We start from the raw sequence: 15,321 nt of genomic DNA, 5'->3' as shown, positions 1-15,321 counted from the left end.
GAGAGCCGAGCGGGCGGAAGGCCCGGCGGGCGGGTCAGGCGCCGCGGGTCAGGCCGCGTTCGGCGGCGAGTTGCTGCTCCAGGCGCACCTTCTTCGGCACGCACATCCGCCACGCGTCCAGCACCAGCTCGCGCATCTCCGGCTCGTCGACCGCGGCCAGGCGCGCCACGACCCAGTGGAAGCGCAGGTCGGACTCCCGCGTCGGCATCATGAACTTCTCGGGCTCGGCCTCGACCAGCGCCACCCGCTCCTCCTTGGGGAACCCGAATCCCATCAGCGTCTCGTCGTGCGAGAACGCCACATAGACGATCTTGCCTACGCGGAATTTGATCCGGTCCCTGATCAGGTGCTCCGACGAGCGCGGAAGGGTGCGCGCAAGCCGCCGTACATCGTCGACTGTGACCACAAGGCCACGTTAGCGGTTGCCCTCCGCGGCCGAAATGTCGGCGAGCGCCGAGTTCGGGTCGCGTTCGACGGCCAGGTCGCCGAGGCTGACGATGCCGACGGCGCGGCCGTCCTCGACCACCGGCAGGCGGCGCACGGCGTGCGAGCGCATGAGCTGCACGGCCTGGTCGATGCTGGTGTCCGGGCCGATCGCCTCGACGGAGGAGCTGCACGCCTCGCGTACCGGAGTCTCCGGGCCCTTGTCGTCGGCCACCACGCGCGTGGCGATGTCACGGTCGGTGATGATGCCCTGCATCCGGCCGTTGTCGTTGACGATCACGGCGCCCGCGTCGTTGTCGCGCATCAGCGCCGCGGCGACGGACACCGGCTGCTCGGCCTCGACCGTCGCCGGGTGGGACGTCATCACATCTGCCACGGTCTTCGCCATGGGGTCCTCCTGTTGGGTCGATGTTGCCGACCCCCTACCCGGGCGGATGCGCGACTCACCGGGCTCGCCCGGTTCCCCGCGTCCGCCCCGCGTGCTGACGGGCCCGTGTACGGCGTCAGAGGCCCTTGGCCGCCAGGCGGATCTCGTCGAGCAGGACGGTCAGGTCGTCCTCGGTCGTGTCCGGGTGCAGGAAGCAGGCGCGCAGCGCGTCCCGCCCGCCCAGCCGGGTGCCGGTGAGGAAGGCGTTGCCGCGCTGCTGGACCGCTACGGGGATGGCCCTGTTGAGCGCGTCGAGCGCGTCCGGCCCGTCGGGGCGGGGGAGGTGGCGGAAGGCCGTGATCGAGGTGGTGACCGGGGCGAGCAGCTCGAAGTCGTCGGCCCGCGTCACCATGTCGCCGAGCGTGCGGGCCAGGTCCGTGGTGTGGTTCACCAGCCGGGTGACGCCGGACCGCCCGAGGTGCGACATGGTGGCCCAGGTCTTCAGCGCGCGGAACGGCCGGGTCTGCTCGGGCCCGTACTCGGCGAGCCAGCCCAGGTCGCCGGCGTGGTCGTCGATCAGGTACGACGGCACCAGGCTGAAGGCGGCCCGCGTGGCGGCCGGGTCGCGCAGCAGCGCGCAGCCGCAGCCCACCGGGACGCCGAGCCACTTGTGCGGGTCGAGGGCCAGCGAGTCGGCCCGGTCGAGGCCCTCGTACCGCGGCGCGGCGCCGTCGGCCAGGATGCCGAGCGCGCCGTAGGCGCCGTCCACGTGGAACCAGAGCCCGTGCTCGGCGGCCACGTCGGCGATCTCGCCGAGCGGGTCGATCGCGCCGGAGTTGACCGTGCCGGCGCTGCCCGCCACGCAGAACGGCCGCAGGCCCGCGGCCACATCCTCCGCGATCATGGTACGGAGCGCGCCCACGTCCATCCGGTACGCGCCGTCCACCGGCACCGTGCGCACGTGCCGCGCCCCCAGGCCGAGCAGCTGGGCCGCCTTGTGCAGGCAGCTGTGACCCTCCTCGGTCACGTACATGATCATGGGCGGCCGCCCGTACAGCCCGTCCTCGCGGACGTCCCAGCCGTCGGCGAGCGCCGCCTGCCGGCGGGCGGTGGCCAGGCAGATGATCGTGGCCATGGACGCCCCGCTGGTCAGCAACCCGCCGCCGGGCAGGTGCGGGAAGCCGACGAGCCCGGCCAGCCAGCGCACCACCGTGCGCTCCAGGTGCGGCCCGGCGTGGTCGCCGCCGGCGCAGCTCGGGTTCAGGGCCGCGGCCAGCGGCTCGACGACCACGCCCGCCGGGTTGGGCGGCGAGTTGACCCAGCCGAAGAAGCGGGGGTGCCCGTTGCCCATCGGGTACGGCAGCACGTGCGCCCGCGCGTCCTCCAGGAGGTCATCGAGCGGACGCCCGGTCTCGGGCAGCTCCTGGCCGCCCAGCCAGTCGCGCTCCGCGCCGGGCACCGGCTGCCACACCGGCCGGTCGGCGATGCCCGCGAGGTGGTCGGCCGCGATGGCGGCGGCCCTGGCGCCCGCGTGGCGCAGCTCATCCATGATGTCCCCCTTGGTGCTGACCGGCCCCTCCCAGCTCCATGGCGAGGTAGTAGACGCAGTCGGTCGTTCCGTCGTTGGCGTAGGCGTGGCGGCAGTCGCCCGGGTAGTACGCCGAGTCGCCCGTGCCCAGCTCGTACGGCCGCCCGTCGATGACCAGCCGCAGGCTGCCACGCTCCACGGCGAGGTACTCGCGCGACCCCGGTGCGTGCGGCGCGAACTCGCCCGCGTCCACCCCGGGCCCGATGGTCGTCCGCATGAACTCGAACTCCACGTCCCCCAGCACCGGCGACAGCACGCGGCGCTCCCACCCGGACGGGTCGCGCAGGACCCGCTGCTCGGAGTGGCGCAGCACGCGCATCGCCCCGTGCGCGGGCTCGTCGAGCAGCCGGGCGATCGAGGTGCCGAGCGCCGTGGCCAGCCGGTCGAGCACCAGCACGGTCGGCGTCTTCGTGCCCCGCTCGACCTCCGACACCATGCTCCTGCTGATGCCGCTCAGCTCCGCGAGCCGCTCCACGGAAAACCCGCGCGTGCGCCGCTCGGTGCGGATCCGCGTCCCCAGCTCGGCCATCGACAGCCCGCTGGACAGAACTCCTTCGCCTGCCATTCCTCCACTATAGCGATGAAATGTCCGCTATAGCGGATCGAGCCTCCTCGTACGCGGCCAGCACCTGCTTGCGCCGCTTGGCCGGCAGCCGGTCGATGTAGAGGTAGCCGTCGAGGTGGTCGGTCTCGTGCTGGAGACAGCGGGCCAGCAGCCCGGTGCCCGTGACCGTCACAGGCTCGCCCGCGGCGTCGAGGGCGCGCACGGTGGCGTGGTCGGGGCGGGGGAGCTCCGCGTACTGGCCGGGCACCGACAGGCAGCCCTCGTCGTCGGGGTCGAGGCGGCGCTCGCCGATCCCGGGCAGTTCCAGCTCGGGGTTCACGACGACGCCCTTGTGGCGCTCGCCGTCCGCGTCGGGGCAGTCGTAGATGAACACGCGCAGCGGCACGCCGATCTGGTTGGCCGCCAGTCCCACACCGTCGGCGGCGTACATGCTGGCGAACATGTCGTCGACCAGCGCCGCCAGCTCGCCGTCGAACCGGGTGACCGGCTCGCACGGATGATGCAGCACCGGGTCGCCCACGTGCACGATCGGCCGGACCTCGCCCACGACCAACGCCTCTCCTGGATGGTGGATGTTTCCGCGACAAGTGTACGAGGGGCGGGCGATGGTCCACGTCAGTCTCATTATTCAAGACATTCTCTCTTGTATCGTGAGACGGCGCTAGGGTGGTGGAATCGGAAGCTGAACGAAGGAGTCCGGCGATGGATGCCGTCTACACGCATGGCCACCACGAGTCGGTGCTGCGCTCGCACCGCTGGCGTACGGCGGCGAACTCGGCCGCGTACCTGCTGCCCCACCTCAAGCCGCACATGAAGGTGCTGGACGTGGGCAGCGGGCCGGGCACGATCACCGCCGATCTGGCCGAGCTGACCGGGCACCTGACGGCGTCCGAGGTGAGCGAGGGGGCGCTCGACCTGGCCAGGGCCGAGGTGCGCGCCAGGGGGCTGACGAACGTCGACTTCGCGGTCGCGGACGTGCACGCGCTGGACTTCGCGGACGACACGTTCTGCGTGGTCCACGCGCACCAGGTGCTGCAGCACGTGGGCGACCCGGTGCAGGCCCTGCGGGAGATGCGGCGGGTGACGAAGCCGACGGGGTACGTGGCCGTACGCGACAGTGACTACTCGGCGTTCGCGTGGTATCCGCGGCTGCCGGCGCTGGACGACTGGATGGCGCTCTACCAGAAGATCGCGCGCGGCAACGGCGGCGAGCCGGACGCCGGGCGGCGGCTGCTGTCGTGGGCCGGGGAGGCGGGCTTCACCGACATCACCGCCACCTCCTCCACCTGGTGCTTCGCCACGCCAGAAGATCGCGCGTGGTGGGGCGGGATGTGGGCGGACCGGGTGCTCAGTTCCGCCCTGGCCGAGCAGGCCCTGGCCGTCGGCGCCGCCACGGAGTCCGACCTGCGGCGGATCTCGGAGGCCTGGCTGGAGTGGGCGGCCGCCGGCGACGGCTGGCTGTCGATCCTGCACGGCGAGCTCATCTGCCGCGCCTGACCGCCCCGCGAAGGCGCGGGCAGGGCCTCGGGACGATCACGTGCCCGAGTGGGCCAGGCCTAGGGACAGGTCACGTGCCCGAGCGGGCCGAGCCTCGGGGCGGGTCAGAGGCCGAGGGTGCGGGCGCGCTGCCACTGCGGGTCGCGGTAGAGGACCATGTCCGTGCCGACCATCTCGTCGGGCGCCGACAGCATGGTGATCTCGCCCGCGACCTGCAGCTCCAGCAACAGGTCGCGCACCCGGGGCCCGACCGGGAGCCGCCCGGCCGGCAGGCCCAGGCCCGCCCTGACCGTGTCGGCCACCTCCGAGAGCCGGAACGGCCCGTCGAAGCCCTCCAGGATGCCGCGCACGATGCTCATCGTGACCAGCTGCTCGGCCTCGGCGTAGGCGAGCTGCCAGGTGATCTGCTCCTTACGGCGCCCGGTCCCCACGCACGCCGAGCAGCCGCGCGCCAGGCCGGGAGCCAGATCCTCCTCGGCGGTGCCGAGACAGGCCGAGCACAGGCCGTTCTCGGCGGCGTGCAACTCGGCCGTCATCCGGCCGGCCAGCACGACGCCGCACTCGCACGCGAACGCGTCACCCAGGATGCCCGTCTGCGGGGAGATCACATGCTTCGTCACCGAGCCGACTCTACCGGCGCCCGCCCGCCGCGCGCCCGGGTGGTTCAGTCGCGGACGTCGGCGAGCCCGTGCAGCCGCCGCAGCGCCTTGCGGGCCGCCGCCGAGACGCGCTCGTCCGGATGGTGGTCGATGAACACCCGCAGCACCCGCCCCGTCCACGGATGATCGCCGAACGCCAGGATCGCGATCGTGCCCGCCTGCTCGTCGGCGTCCATCCCCATGGCGATCGACTCGATCACCTCGCCCGTCTCGCCCCCGAACTCCAGCAGCGCCGCCGCCATGTCCACCAGCACCCAGGCGATCTCGTCGGGAGCCGGCTGCCGGTCCTCGCGCCCGGTCCTGGCGGCCACGACCGCGCCCAGCTTCGGCTCCTCCAGCAGGCCGGAGAGCGCCAGCCGGCCCTCCTCGCCCAGGTCCGACGACAGCAGCTCGACGCCGACCGCCCGGCTCAGCGGGCTGACCGTGGCCAGCGCGGCGGCGATCTCGGCCGCCGCCGCCCCGGCCTCCCTGTCCTTCAGCCACGCCGCCAGCTCCTCGCCGCGCTCGGCCTCCGGGTAGGAGCGCAGGCCGTGCAGCAGCGCGGCGGCGTCACGGTCGGTGAGCGAGCCCATGACCGGGATGTCCTGCCCGGTGGTCTCCGCGATGATCTGCCGCGCCGCCCACAGGCCGAGCCAGCTCAGCGTGTACGGCTCCGCCTGCCGTACCAGCCCGAGCCCCGTCAGCGGCGCGGGCACGTCGCCCTTGAGCGGCTCCCTGGACAGGAACATCCTGATGAGCTCCAGCAGCAGGCCCTCGTCGGCGGCCAGCAGTTCGCGGCAGTGGCCGGCCCAGAGGGCCAGGACCTCCGCGTCGTCGCCTTCCGGCGTCAGCTCCCCGGCCAGCGGGGCGGCGCGCACGGCGGCCGCGAGCGTGGCCTCGCCGGGCAGCCGGATCGGGGGCTGCAGAGGCAGCGTGTCGTCGTCGTAGGACCTCACGAGCCCATCCTGTCGCGATATTTGGGCTAGAGTGGCCGCTCGTCACCGAAAAGTCGAAGAAAGGAGGCGCTGAGATGTTCGGCATTACCCCGGGTGCTCACCGCGCCCACTTCACTTTCTCGGAGGAATCATGCGTTTCCGTCCCGCCGTCGAGGCCGATCTAGACCGTCTGCTCGGTTGCGTCGTCGACGAGTCCATCAGCTGGGCGCACCCTGATCGGCTGCTCTCGTTCCTGGAGAGCGGCAACTACCGTTACGACCGCATCTGGCTCGCCGAGAGCGAGGATGACGGCGAGATCCTGGCCCGTGCCGTCTGGTGGAGCTTCCCCGACAGCGCGAAGCCGCTCGCGATGGACTGCCTGTACGTCCACCCGTCGGTCCCCGACCGGATCGCCCTGGCCGCCGAGCTGCTGCGCCGCGCCCACGCCGGGTTCGGGGAGTCGCCCGCGTACCACGTCTTCGTCGGCAACGGCTGGCGCGACGACCCGCGGGCGGCGGCGGCCATCGCCTGGCGGTGGGAGGCCGCGGGCCGCGCCGGGCTGACCGAGGAGCTGGAACGCCTGCGCTACGCCTGGACCGCCGAGGAGGCCGTGCCGGAGCCCTCCGAGCGGCTCACGTTCCGCGGGGACGACGATGACGAGGTGTTCGTGGCGGCGTTCGTGCGGGTGGCGGAGGGGACGCTCGACTTCCACACCCGTGAGGCCCTGGCGACGATGGATCCGGTGGCGCAGGCCAGGGAGGACGTGCGCGAATACCGTTCCATGCCGGGGGATCGGTCGTGGTGGCGGCTGGCGTACACGGAGGACGGCGACCTGGCCGGCGTCGCCCTGCCGTCGGCCAACAACAGCGGGCCCGTGGTCGGCTACCTCGGCGTGGTGCCCGAGCACCGCGGCCACGGCTACGTCGACGACCTGCTCGCCGAGATCACCCGCACCCACGCGGAGCGCGGGGTGCAGCGGATCACCGCCGACACCGACACCGGCAACGTGCCGATGGCCAGGGCCTTCGAGCGGGCCGGCTACCGCAACTTCGCCATCAGGCTCGTCCTGTCGGCGAAACCCGCGCAGCCGTGACGCGCGCGTCCGGGCCGGGCCGGTCATCCTTGATCCCATGACAGGGGACATCGAGTAGCTCGGCCTGGACGCGTACAGGGCCGCTCGCGCCGGCGGACGAGACGTTACGCGCGGCGCCGGCCGAGCCGGACCCGCACCACCAGATCGTGCAGCGCCTCCTCGGCCGCCGCCCGCTCGGGCAGCGCCGAGGAGTCCCTGGCCTGCTCCAGCGTGGCCGTCATCCGCTCCACGTCGGCCTCCAGCCCCATCGTGGACGGCGCGCGCCCGTGCTCGGCCGACCGCTTGGCGGCGACCAGGTCCGGCAGGTACGCGGGCCCGTACGCGTACAGGTGCGTCAGATCGGCCTCCAGTTCCCCGGTGCGCATGAGGTGGGTCCCGGTGGCTAGCACGCGGAAGGTGTAGAGGAGCGGCTTCAGCTCCTGGGTCTTGAGGAACAGCCGCCACTGCGTACGCGCGAACCCCAGATAGTGGTGGGCGTGATGCCGCGTCACGCAGCCGGCGGCGAGCGCGGCCAGCTCCTCGTGCGCCGGCGACGACGTGACCACCAGCGGCGACAGCACCTGCTCCAGGACGTAGCCGTTGCGGCCGAGCAGCAACCGGCAGAACTTCGCCAGGTCGTGCGTCACCAGGTCCACCTCGACGCCGTCGCGGGTCCACGTCCGTTCCAGCGTCTGCGGCCCGTGCCGTAACCCGGCCACCTCCTCGACCGGCAGCACGTGCACCCCGCGCACGTCCACGTCCGAGTCCACCGAGGGGAACCCGTACAGGTGCGCGCCGCTCACCGTCGAGAACAGCAGCGGGTACGGCTGCTCGCCCGGGATCTCGGCCAGCCACTCCGGCAGCTCCGCGGGGTCCGCGTTCACAGGTTCTCCTCACGCACGCTCATCAAGAACTCCTCCACCCGCTCCCGGTCCGGCCGCGCGGGCAGCACGCTCGGGCTCGCCGCCAGCTCGGCCGCCAGTGCCGTCCGCCAGGCGTCCACCTCGGCCCACGGCAGCTCGCCGCGCCTGACCGCCAGCAGCCGCTCCCTGAACGGCCCGACCTGGACCAGCGGCTCCCCGTGCCGCACCAGGTGCAGGCCGCTGAGCAACAGCCGGATCATGTGCATCGCCTGCTTCCACTTCGGCGCCGCCGGGTCGAGCCGGCGGAACTGCGACACGGCGTATCCGGCGAACGTCTCGTGCGCCCGCTCCGACACGAACGCCCCGCGCAGGCCGAGCAGCCGGCTCCCGGCCGGCGTGATCACCTCCACGATGGGCGACCACAGGCACTCCAGCACCGTCGGATTCGCGTCGAGCGCGAGGGCGCAGAAGCGCTCGACCTCCCAGGAGAACTGCTCGGGCAGCGGCCCGTCCCGATGCGTGGCCGGCTTGTCCAGCCGCCAGAACGCCGCCGTCGGCGCCACGAACACCCCTCGACGGTCGGTGTCCGAAGTGTCCGTGTCGAGGCCGTACGCCCGCGAACCCGTGACGACGGAAAGGATCATGTCATCGCTCACCCGGACACCTTCCCACGGGTCTTGCGTCATGGGGGCGTGGGCTGGTCTGATCGATAAGTGAGCGGTTATGACGAGGTGTACCGGCGGAGCATCGAGCAACCGGAGGCGTTCTGGGCCGAGGCGGCGCTCGGCGTCGACTGGGACGTGGCGCCCGCCACCGTCACCAGCGACGGGCGCTGGTTCCCCGACGGGCGGCTCAACACCTGTCACAACGCGGTGGACCGGCACGTGGCGGCCGGTCACGGCGGGCAGGCGGCGCTGATCTACGACAGCCCGGTGACCGGCACGGTGCGCACGGTCACCTATGCCGAGCTGCGCGACGAGGTGGCCAAGACCGCGGGGCTGCTGCGGGACCTCGGCGTCGGGGCCGGGGACACCGTGGTGATCTACCTGCCCATGGTGCCCGAGGCCGTGGTCGCGATGCTGGCCTGCGCCCGGCTGGGCGCGGTGCACTCGGTGGTGTTCGGCGGGTTCGCGGCCAGGGAGCTGGCCGTCCGGATCGACCACGCCAAGCCCAAGGTGGTGCTGTCGGCGTCCTGCGGGATCGAGCCCGCAAGGGTGGTGGCGTACAAGCCGCTGCTGGACGCGGCGCTGGCGCAGGCGTCGCACCGGCCGGCCCGATGCGTGATCCTCCAGCGGCCGCAGCTCGCGGCCGAGCTGGTGGAAGGGCGTGACGTGGACTGGGCGCCGGCCGTGCGCGCGGCCGAGCCCGCCGGGTGCGTGAGCGTGGCCGCGACCGACCCGCTCTACATCCTCTACACCTCCGGCACCACGGGCTCGCCCAAGGGCGTCGTCCGCGACAACGGCGGGCACGCGGTGGCGCTGCACTGGAGCATGCGCAACGTCTACGGCGCCGAGCCCGGCGAGGTCTACTGGGCGGCCTCCGACGTGGGCTGGGTGGTCGGCCACTCCTACATCGTCTACGCGCCGCTGCTGGCCGGGTGCACGACCATCCTGTACGAGGGCAAGCCGGTCGGCACGCCGGACCCCGGGGCGTTCTGGCGGGTGGTGGCCACGCACGGCGTGCGGACGCTGTTCACCGCGCCGACGGCGATCAGGGCCATCAAGAAAGAGGACCCGTCCGGACTTTTCACGAAAAAATATGACCTGTCTGGGTTGCGGTACCTGTTCCTGGCCGGCGAACGACTCGACCCCGACACCTACCACTGGGCCTCCGACCTGCTCGGCATCCCCGTCATCGACCACTGGTGGCAGACGGAGACCGGCTGGCCGATCGCCGCCGACTGCGTCGGCATCGAGCTCCTGCCGCTCAAGCCCGGCTCGCCCACCAAGCCGGTGCCCGGCTGGGACGTACGCGTGCTCGACCCCGCCGGCCAGGAGTGCCCGCCGGGCGTGGAAGGCGCGGTCACCGTCAAGCTGCCGCTCCCGCCCGGCGCGCTGCCCACCCTCTACCACGACGACGCCCGCTTCGCCCGCTCCTACCTGGAGCGCTACCCCGGCCACTACCTCACGGGCGACGGCGGCCACGTGGACGCCGACGGCTACCTCTACGTCATGGGCCGCATCGACGACGTGATCAACGTCGCCGGGCACCGGCTCTCGACCGGCTCGCTGGAGGAGGCCATCGCCGGGCACCCGGACGTCGCGGAGTGCGCCGTGATCGGCGTCGCCGACGAGCTCAAGGGCCAGCTCCCGGTCGGGTTCGTGGTGCTGAAGGCAGGCGCGGCACGCGACCCGGCAGACGTCGAGCGCGAGCTGATCGCCCTGGTACGCGAGCGCGTCGGGCCCGTCGCCGCCTTCCGCCGCGCCGTGGTGGTCGACCGGCTGCCCAAGACCCGCTCGGGCAAGATCCTGCGCGCCACGATGCGGGACATCGCCGACGGAAACCCCTACACCGCGCCGTCCACGATCGAGGATCCGGCGGCGCTGCCGGAGATAGCCGAAGCGCTGAAGGGAACATGACGGGCAGGTAACGAAGCCGCCGGCGTCAGATCATCCAGGGCAAGGAGCCTGCGCGATCGCCGCGTACAGCGCATGATGGGACATCCCCCAGTCCCCGGGAGAAGGCCATGATCGAAACACCGAGCTACGCCGACGCCCTGAGGATTCTCGGATGCAAGGACGGCAGGCTCGTCAAGGTGGTCGGGTTCGCCTCGGCCGCGGCACGCACCGGCTGGGCGCTGGCGGGCGGCGGGCAGCTCGTGTCCGGCCTGGCCGACATGCGCGGCGACATCGTCCGCTACGGCGAGGACGTCGTGCACCGCCTGCCGGACCTGAAGAGCGGCGTCGACCGCTTCACCCGCACGCAGCGGCTGGCCGCCGCGCACGCCGTGGTCGTCGTCGCCGCCTATTTCGAGGCGCTCGGCGAGGCCAAGCTGCCGTTCACGCTGGAGCAGCTCGACCGCGCGGGCAAGCTCGCGCACGGCGTGCCCACCCCCGAGCGGTTCGCCAGGCTGGTCGCGGCGCTGCTGCTCGAACGGCTGCCCACGCCCGAGCCGCACGTCCCGTACGCGGAGACCCGCCTGGCCGTGGAACGTGCCTATCTGCGCATGTCCGAGGCCATGGCGGGATACGTCGGCGGCCTGACGGTCTGGGACGAGCTGCCGGTCGACGACCAGCTCCTGCTGCCGCGCATGCTCGCCGAAGGGCCGCCCGTCCACGCGCTGCGCATCTACGACGAGGACTACCGGTCGCTGGCGCTCGACAGCCACGAGTTCGCCGTGCGCAGCCTGGTCACCGACAAGCCGTCGCCGGCCACGGCGCTGTCGCGGGTGGCGTGGCTGCTGGCCGAGCTGGCCCCGCCCCGCGTGGGCGACCGGCCCATGATCCACCGGGCCAGGATGGCCGCCAACGCGCTCGACCAGCCGCTCCTCATCGCCGGCAAGTTACCCGAGGACGTCTACCTGCCGCTGCTCGGCGAGGGCTACCTCAGCCCCCGCTTCCGGGTCGCCGAGCTGACCCGCGAGTGCACGCCCGCGCTGCGGAGCTGGTGGGAGGACCAGCGGGAGCTGCCCGACAGCGAGGCGTTCCTGGTGGGGCACCTCACCTCGCTGCGCGCTACCCAGGCGCCGCTGCTGGTGCTGGGCGAGCCCGGCTCGGGCAAGACCAAGCTGACCGAGGTGTTCGGGGCGCGGCTGGCCAGGTCGGAGTTCCTGCCGATCAGGGTGGAGCTGCGCGGCGTGGCGCCCAGGGCGGGCGTCACCGAGCAGATCGAGCAGGCCATCGCCGCGGTGCTGGGCGAGGAGGTCAGCTACGCCGACCTGGTGGCCGCGGGGGACGGCGCGATGCCGGTGATCCTGCTGGACGGGTTCGACGAGCTGGTCCAGGGCGGCGTCAACCGCTACGACTACCTCGAACGCGTCCAGGAGTTCCAGCGCAGGGAGGCCGGGCTGGGGCGGCCCGTCGCGGTCCTCGTGACCAGCCGCACGGTGGTGGCCGACCGGATCAGGCTGCCCGCCGGGCTGCTGGCGCTGCAGCTCCAGCCGTTCGAGGACGAGCAGGTACGCCAGTGGCTGGACATCTGGGACCAGGCCAACCGCGCCCTGCTGGCCAGGCGCGACCTGAAGCCGCTGCCCGCCGACGCGGCCCTCGTGCACGGCGAGATGGCCAGGCAGCCGCTGCTCCTGCTGCTGCTCGCGCTCTACGACGCGGGCAGCAACGCCCTGCAGCGCGACCACGGCCCGCTCGGGCGCGCCCGCCTGTACGAGGTGCTGCTGCGTGACTACACCGAACGCGAGACCGGCGGGGCGCACCGGATCGTGATCGACCAGGAGCTGGTGCTGCTCGGCGCGGTGGCGCTGTCCATGCAGGCCCGCGGCCGGCAGGTCATCACCGACGAGGACCTCGACCGGGACCTGCCCGCGCTGTGCCTCGGCGGCGAGGAGGAGCCGGGAGAGCAGGAGGAGCCGGTCGACTGGGCGCGCAGGGCCACCGAGCGGTTCTTCTTCGTGCGCAGGAAAGGGCACGCGTTCCTGCACTCCACGTTCGGCGAGTTCCTGGTGGCCTGGCTCGCCATGTACGCGCTGCGCGACCTCGACAGGCGGCGCCGGCTGGCGGGGGACGAGCCGCTGGCCCTGGTGCAGGCCGTGGACGACGACCTGCTCTACGCGGTCACGTCCCACTCCTGCCTGGCCGAGCGCGGGCCGACGGTCGGGTTCATCCTGGAGCTGCTGGACGAGGTGCCCGCCGCGGTGCGGGCCCGCTGCGTGACGCTGCTGGCCGGGCTGCTGCGCCGCTCCCTGTACGAGCGGTCCAGGCGCCACTTCACCGGATTCCGGCCGGTACGGCACACGCTGACCCGCCGGCTGGCCGCCTACTCCGCGAACCTCACCCTGCTCATCGTCGCCGCCTCCGAGGATCCGGTCAGCGTCTCCTCGATCCTGCAGGGGCCCGACCCCATGGAGCGCTGGTCCGCGCTGAACCACCTGTGGAAGGGGCAGCTCGGGCAGGAGGGCTGGAGCGGGCTGGTCACCGCGCTGGCGGCGCACCGGGTGGTGGAAGGAGACGTGGAGGACGTCGTGCTCGGGGGCGAGGAGACCAGCGGGATGGGCGACGTCGTGGTCGCGGTCGCCACCGGCCACACGCCGCGCCACCGCAGACTGCTCGACCTGCTGCTCGGCGCGCTGGGAGAGGGGCGCGACCTGCCCTACCGCGACCGCGTCGGCCTCGTCGGGGAGCTGCTGCGGACGGTGGCCGTCAGGTCGCCGGCCATGCACCGGGCGCTGGGGGCCCTGTGGGCGGAGGAAGGGGCCGATCACGCCGAGCTGCGGCCGCTGCTGGCCGCCATGCTCGCCGACCCCGGCGACCGGCGGGCCACCTGGGAACAGCTCGTCAAGGCCGGCATCCCCGAAACCGCCCTCCTGGAGATCCACCAGAACACCGGACTCGCCAGCGGCGGGCCCTGACCGGCGGGCTCAGGGGCTCAGGGGACGGCCTGGTCGGCGGGGAGCTCGACCGTGATCGTCAGCCCGCCCTCGTCCCGCGGCCTGGCCAGCACCGTGCCGCCGTGGGCCTCCGCGATCACCCGGACGATCGACAGCCCCAGCCCGCTGCCCCGATCGGAGCGCAACCGGTCGCCGTGCAGCCGCCGGAACGGCTCGAAGATCGTCTCGATCTCGTACGCCGGCACCTGGAGCCCGGTGTTGGCCACGACCAGCTCGACCTGATCGGCCCGCCGCCGCGTCGTCACCCACACCTCGCCCTTGGGCTGGTTGTGCCGGACGGCGTTCTCCACCAGGTTCTGCACCAGGCGCTCCACCAGCACCGCCTCGCCCGTGGTCGGAGCCGAGTCGAGCAGCCGGTGCATGGTCACCTCCCCCTTGGCCGCCTCGGCCGCCGCCTGGTCGAGCACGTGCTCGGCCACGTCCGTCAGGTCGAACGGCCGCCGGTCCAGCACCGCCTGCTCGCCCTCGGTCAGCGCCAGCAGGCCGTCGATGAGCCGTTCGTGGCGGGTGTTGACCAGCAGCAGCGACTCGCCGAGCCGCTTGACGTCGTCCGTCGCGTCCGGCCGCCGCACGGCCACGTCCACCAGCGTCCTGTTGATCGTGAGCGGCGTGCGAAGCTCGTGGGAGGCGTTCGCGACGAACCTGCGCTGCCCGTCGAACGAGCGCGCCAGCCGGCCCAGGATGGTGTCGTAGATCTCGGTCAGCTCCTTGACCTCGTCGCGCGGGCCCTCGTAGCCGATGCGCTCGGCCAGGTCGCCGCTCTGGGCGATGCGGCGGGCGTTCTCGGTGACCCGCTTGAGGGGCCGCAGCACCCAGCCGGCCGCCCGCCAGCCCAGCCCGAACGCCGCGCCCGTGGCCGCCAGCACGCCGATCCCGCCGATCGTGCGCACGTTGGACAGCGTCTCGCGCTGGTAGATGGTCCTGACCTGCATGACCCGCTGCCTGGCGACCTCGTAGTGGTCCTCGTACCTGGGGAAGTATCCCCGGTCGCGGACCTCGATGTACTCGGGGGTGACGAGGCCGGGACGGTATTCGAGGCTTTGGCGTACGACGAGGTAGACGCCGGTCAGGACGAGCCCGCTCACCACGAGCGTCACCGCCGCGCAGGACAGGGCGAAGCGCAGGCGCACGCTCATGGGATCCGGTACCCGGAGCCGGGCACGGTCTCGATGACCTGGGGCTCGCCGAGCTTCTTGCGCAGCTTCATCATCGTCGTGCGCACCGTGTTCGTGAACGGGTCGATGTGCTCGTCCCACACCTTCTCCAGCAGGTTCTCGGCCGACACCACCGCCCCCTGGGCCCGCAGCAGCTCGGCCAGCACGCCGAACTCCTTGCGCGCCAGCGGCACGTACCGGCCCTCGCGGAACACCTGCCGATGCGCCCAGTCCAGCCGTACGCCGGCCCGCTCCAGCATGGGCGGATCGGCCCGCCTGGCCCGCCGCCCGAGCGCGTGCACCCTGGCGACCAGCTCCTCGAACGCGAACGGCTTCGGCAGGTAGTCGTCCGCGCCCAGCGACAGGCCCGTCACCCGCGACCGCACGTCGCCCGCGGCGGTCAGCATGAGCACCCGGACCAGCCAGCCCCGCTCGACCACGGTCCTGCACACCTCGTCCCCGTGCACCGACGGCAGGTCCCGGTCGAGGATGAGCACGTCGTAGTCGTGCACGCCGAGGCGTTCGAGCGCCGCGTCCCCGTCATAGGCGACGTCCACGGCCAGCGCCTCACCCCGCAGCCCCTCGGCGATGGAGTCGGCGAGCATCCGCTCGTCCTCGGCGATCAAAACGCGCACCGC

General features: G+C 72.7%; 15 protein-coding genes. 4 read left to right on the top strand and 11 right to left on the bottom strand.

The window, feature by feature from the left end:
* Window positions 1-34: 34 nt before the first annotated feature.
* The 5 genes from ABEA43_RS49975 to def form a co-directional block, all read right to left on the bottom strand.
* Entirely contained in the window at window positions 35-406 is a 372-nt protein-coding gene (locus ABEA43_RS49975; protein WP_345573167.1) for an MmcQ/YjbR family DNA-binding protein, read from the bottom strand.
* Between the two features lie 9 nt (window positions 407-415).
* Window positions 416-832 (bottom strand): CBS domain-containing protein, encoded by a 417-nt coding sequence (locus ABEA43_RS49970; protein WP_345573166.1) that lies wholly within the window; start codon window positions 830-832, stop codon window positions 416-418.
* A gap of 115 nt (window positions 833-947) precedes the next feature.
* Window positions 948-2,360 carry a pyridoxal phosphate-dependent decarboxylase family protein gene (locus ABEA43_RS49965; RefSeq protein WP_345573165.1) on the bottom strand — a complete coding sequence of 471 codons (1,413 nt, stop codon included), beginning with the start codon at window positions 2,358-2,360 and terminating at the stop codon, window positions 948-950.
* Complete coding sequence (locus tag ABEA43_RS49960; protein ID WP_345573164.1) at window positions 2,353-2,964, bottom strand: helix-turn-helix domain-containing protein; 612 nt, start codon at window positions 2,962-2,964, stop codon at window positions 2,353-2,355. The genes ABEA43_RS49965 and ABEA43_RS49960 overlap by 8 nt, the downstream gene beginning before the upstream one ends.
* Window positions 2,965-2,971: 7 nt before the next feature.
* Window positions 2,972-3,511 (bottom strand): peptide deformylase, encoded by a 540-nt coding sequence (gene def / locus ABEA43_RS49955; protein WP_345573163.1) that lies wholly within the window; start codon window positions 3,509-3,511, stop codon window positions 2,972-2,974.
* Window positions 3,512-3,666: 155 nt separating this feature from the next.
* Here def and ABEA43_RS49950 point away from each other — a divergent pair, with 155 nt between their 5' ends.
* Window positions 3,667-4,461 carry a class I SAM-dependent methyltransferase gene (locus ABEA43_RS49950; protein ID WP_345573162.1) on the top strand — a complete coding sequence of 265 codons (795 nt, stop codon included), beginning with the start codon at window positions 3,667-3,669 and terminating at the stop codon, window positions 4,459-4,461.
* A gap of 104 nt (window positions 4,462-4,565) precedes the next feature.
* Here ABEA43_RS49950 and ABEA43_RS49945 read toward each other — a convergent pair whose 3' ends face one another.
* Window positions 4,566-5,081: a hypothetical protein gene (locus ABEA43_RS49945; RefSeq protein ID WP_345573161.1), complete on the bottom strand. Its 516-nt coding sequence runs from the start codon at window positions 5,079-5,081 to the stop codon at window positions 4,566-4,568.
* Between the two features lie 44 nt (window positions 5,082-5,125).
* Complete coding sequence (locus ABEA43_RS49940; RefSeq protein WP_345573160.1) at window positions 5,126-6,055, bottom strand: hypothetical protein; 930 nt, start codon at window positions 6,053-6,055, stop codon at window positions 5,126-5,128.
* A gap of 130 nt (window positions 6,056-6,185) precedes the next feature.
* Here ABEA43_RS49940 and ABEA43_RS49935 point away from each other — a divergent pair, with 130 nt between their 5' ends.
* The gene (locus ABEA43_RS49935; RefSeq protein ID WP_345573159.1) at window positions 6,186-7,127 is read left to right on the top strand and encodes a GNAT family N-acetyltransferase; all 942 of its coding nucleotides are present in this window, start codon (window positions 6,186-6,188) and stop codon (window positions 7,125-7,127) included.
* 104 nt (window positions 7,128-7,231) lie between these two features.
* Here the strand turns inward: ABEA43_RS49935 and ABEA43_RS49930 are convergent, their stop codons facing one another.
* Both ABEA43_RS49930 and ABEA43_RS49925 read right to left on the bottom strand, forming a co-directional pair.
* Window positions 7,232-7,990 carry a nucleotidyltransferase domain-containing protein gene (locus tag ABEA43_RS49930; RefSeq protein WP_345573158.1) on the bottom strand — a complete coding sequence of 253 codons (759 nt, stop codon included), beginning with the start codon at window positions 7,988-7,990 and terminating at the stop codon, window positions 7,232-7,234.
* Window positions 7,987-8,625, bottom strand: a complete 639-nt coding sequence (locus ABEA43_RS49925) for a nucleotidyltransferase domain-containing protein (RefSeq protein ID WP_345573157.1) — start codon at window positions 8,623-8,625, stop codon at window positions 7,987-7,989. The genes ABEA43_RS49930 and ABEA43_RS49925 overlap by 4 nt, the downstream gene beginning before the upstream one ends.
* A gap of 57 nt (window positions 8,626-8,682) precedes the next feature.
* On the opposite strand from ABEA43_RS49925, the gene ABEA43_RS49920 reads away from it, so the two are divergent.
* Both ABEA43_RS49920 and ABEA43_RS49915 read left to right on the top strand, forming a co-directional pair.
* Window positions 8,683-10,548: a propionyl-CoA synthetase gene (locus tag ABEA43_RS49920; RefSeq protein ID WP_345573156.1), complete on the top strand. Its 1,866-nt coding sequence runs from the start codon at window positions 8,683-8,685 to the stop codon at window positions 10,546-10,548.
* A 107-nt stretch (window positions 10,549-10,655) separates the two neighbouring features.
* Entirely contained in the window at window positions 10,656-13,490 is a 2,835-nt protein-coding gene (locus tag ABEA43_RS49915) for an NACHT domain-containing protein (RefSeq protein WP_345573155.1), read from the top strand.
* 17 nt (window positions 13,491-13,507) lie between these two features.
* Here ABEA43_RS49915 and ABEA43_RS49910 read toward each other — a convergent pair whose 3' ends face one another.
* Both ABEA43_RS49910 and ABEA43_RS49905 read right to left on the bottom strand, forming a co-directional pair.
* Window positions 13,508-14,665, bottom strand: coding sequence for a sensor histidine kinase (locus ABEA43_RS49910; RefSeq protein ID WP_345573154.1), 1,158 nt, complete (start codon window positions 14,663-14,665; stop codon window positions 13,508-13,510).
* On the bottom strand, window positions 14,662-15,318 hold the full coding sequence (locus ABEA43_RS49905; protein WP_345573153.1) for a response regulator transcription factor: 657 nt from the start codon (window positions 15,316-15,318) through the stop codon (window positions 14,662-14,664). The genes ABEA43_RS49910 and ABEA43_RS49905 overlap by 4 nt, the downstream gene beginning before the upstream one ends.
* Window positions 15,319-15,321: the final 3 nt, after the last annotated feature.

This window comes from Nonomuraea rosea, assembly GCF_039539705.1.
GTDB lineage: Bacteria > Actinomycetota > Actinomycetes > Streptosporangiales > Streptosporangiaceae > Nonomuraea > Nonomuraea rosea.
This window is presented reverse-complemented; position numbering and strand designations above follow the sequence as displayed.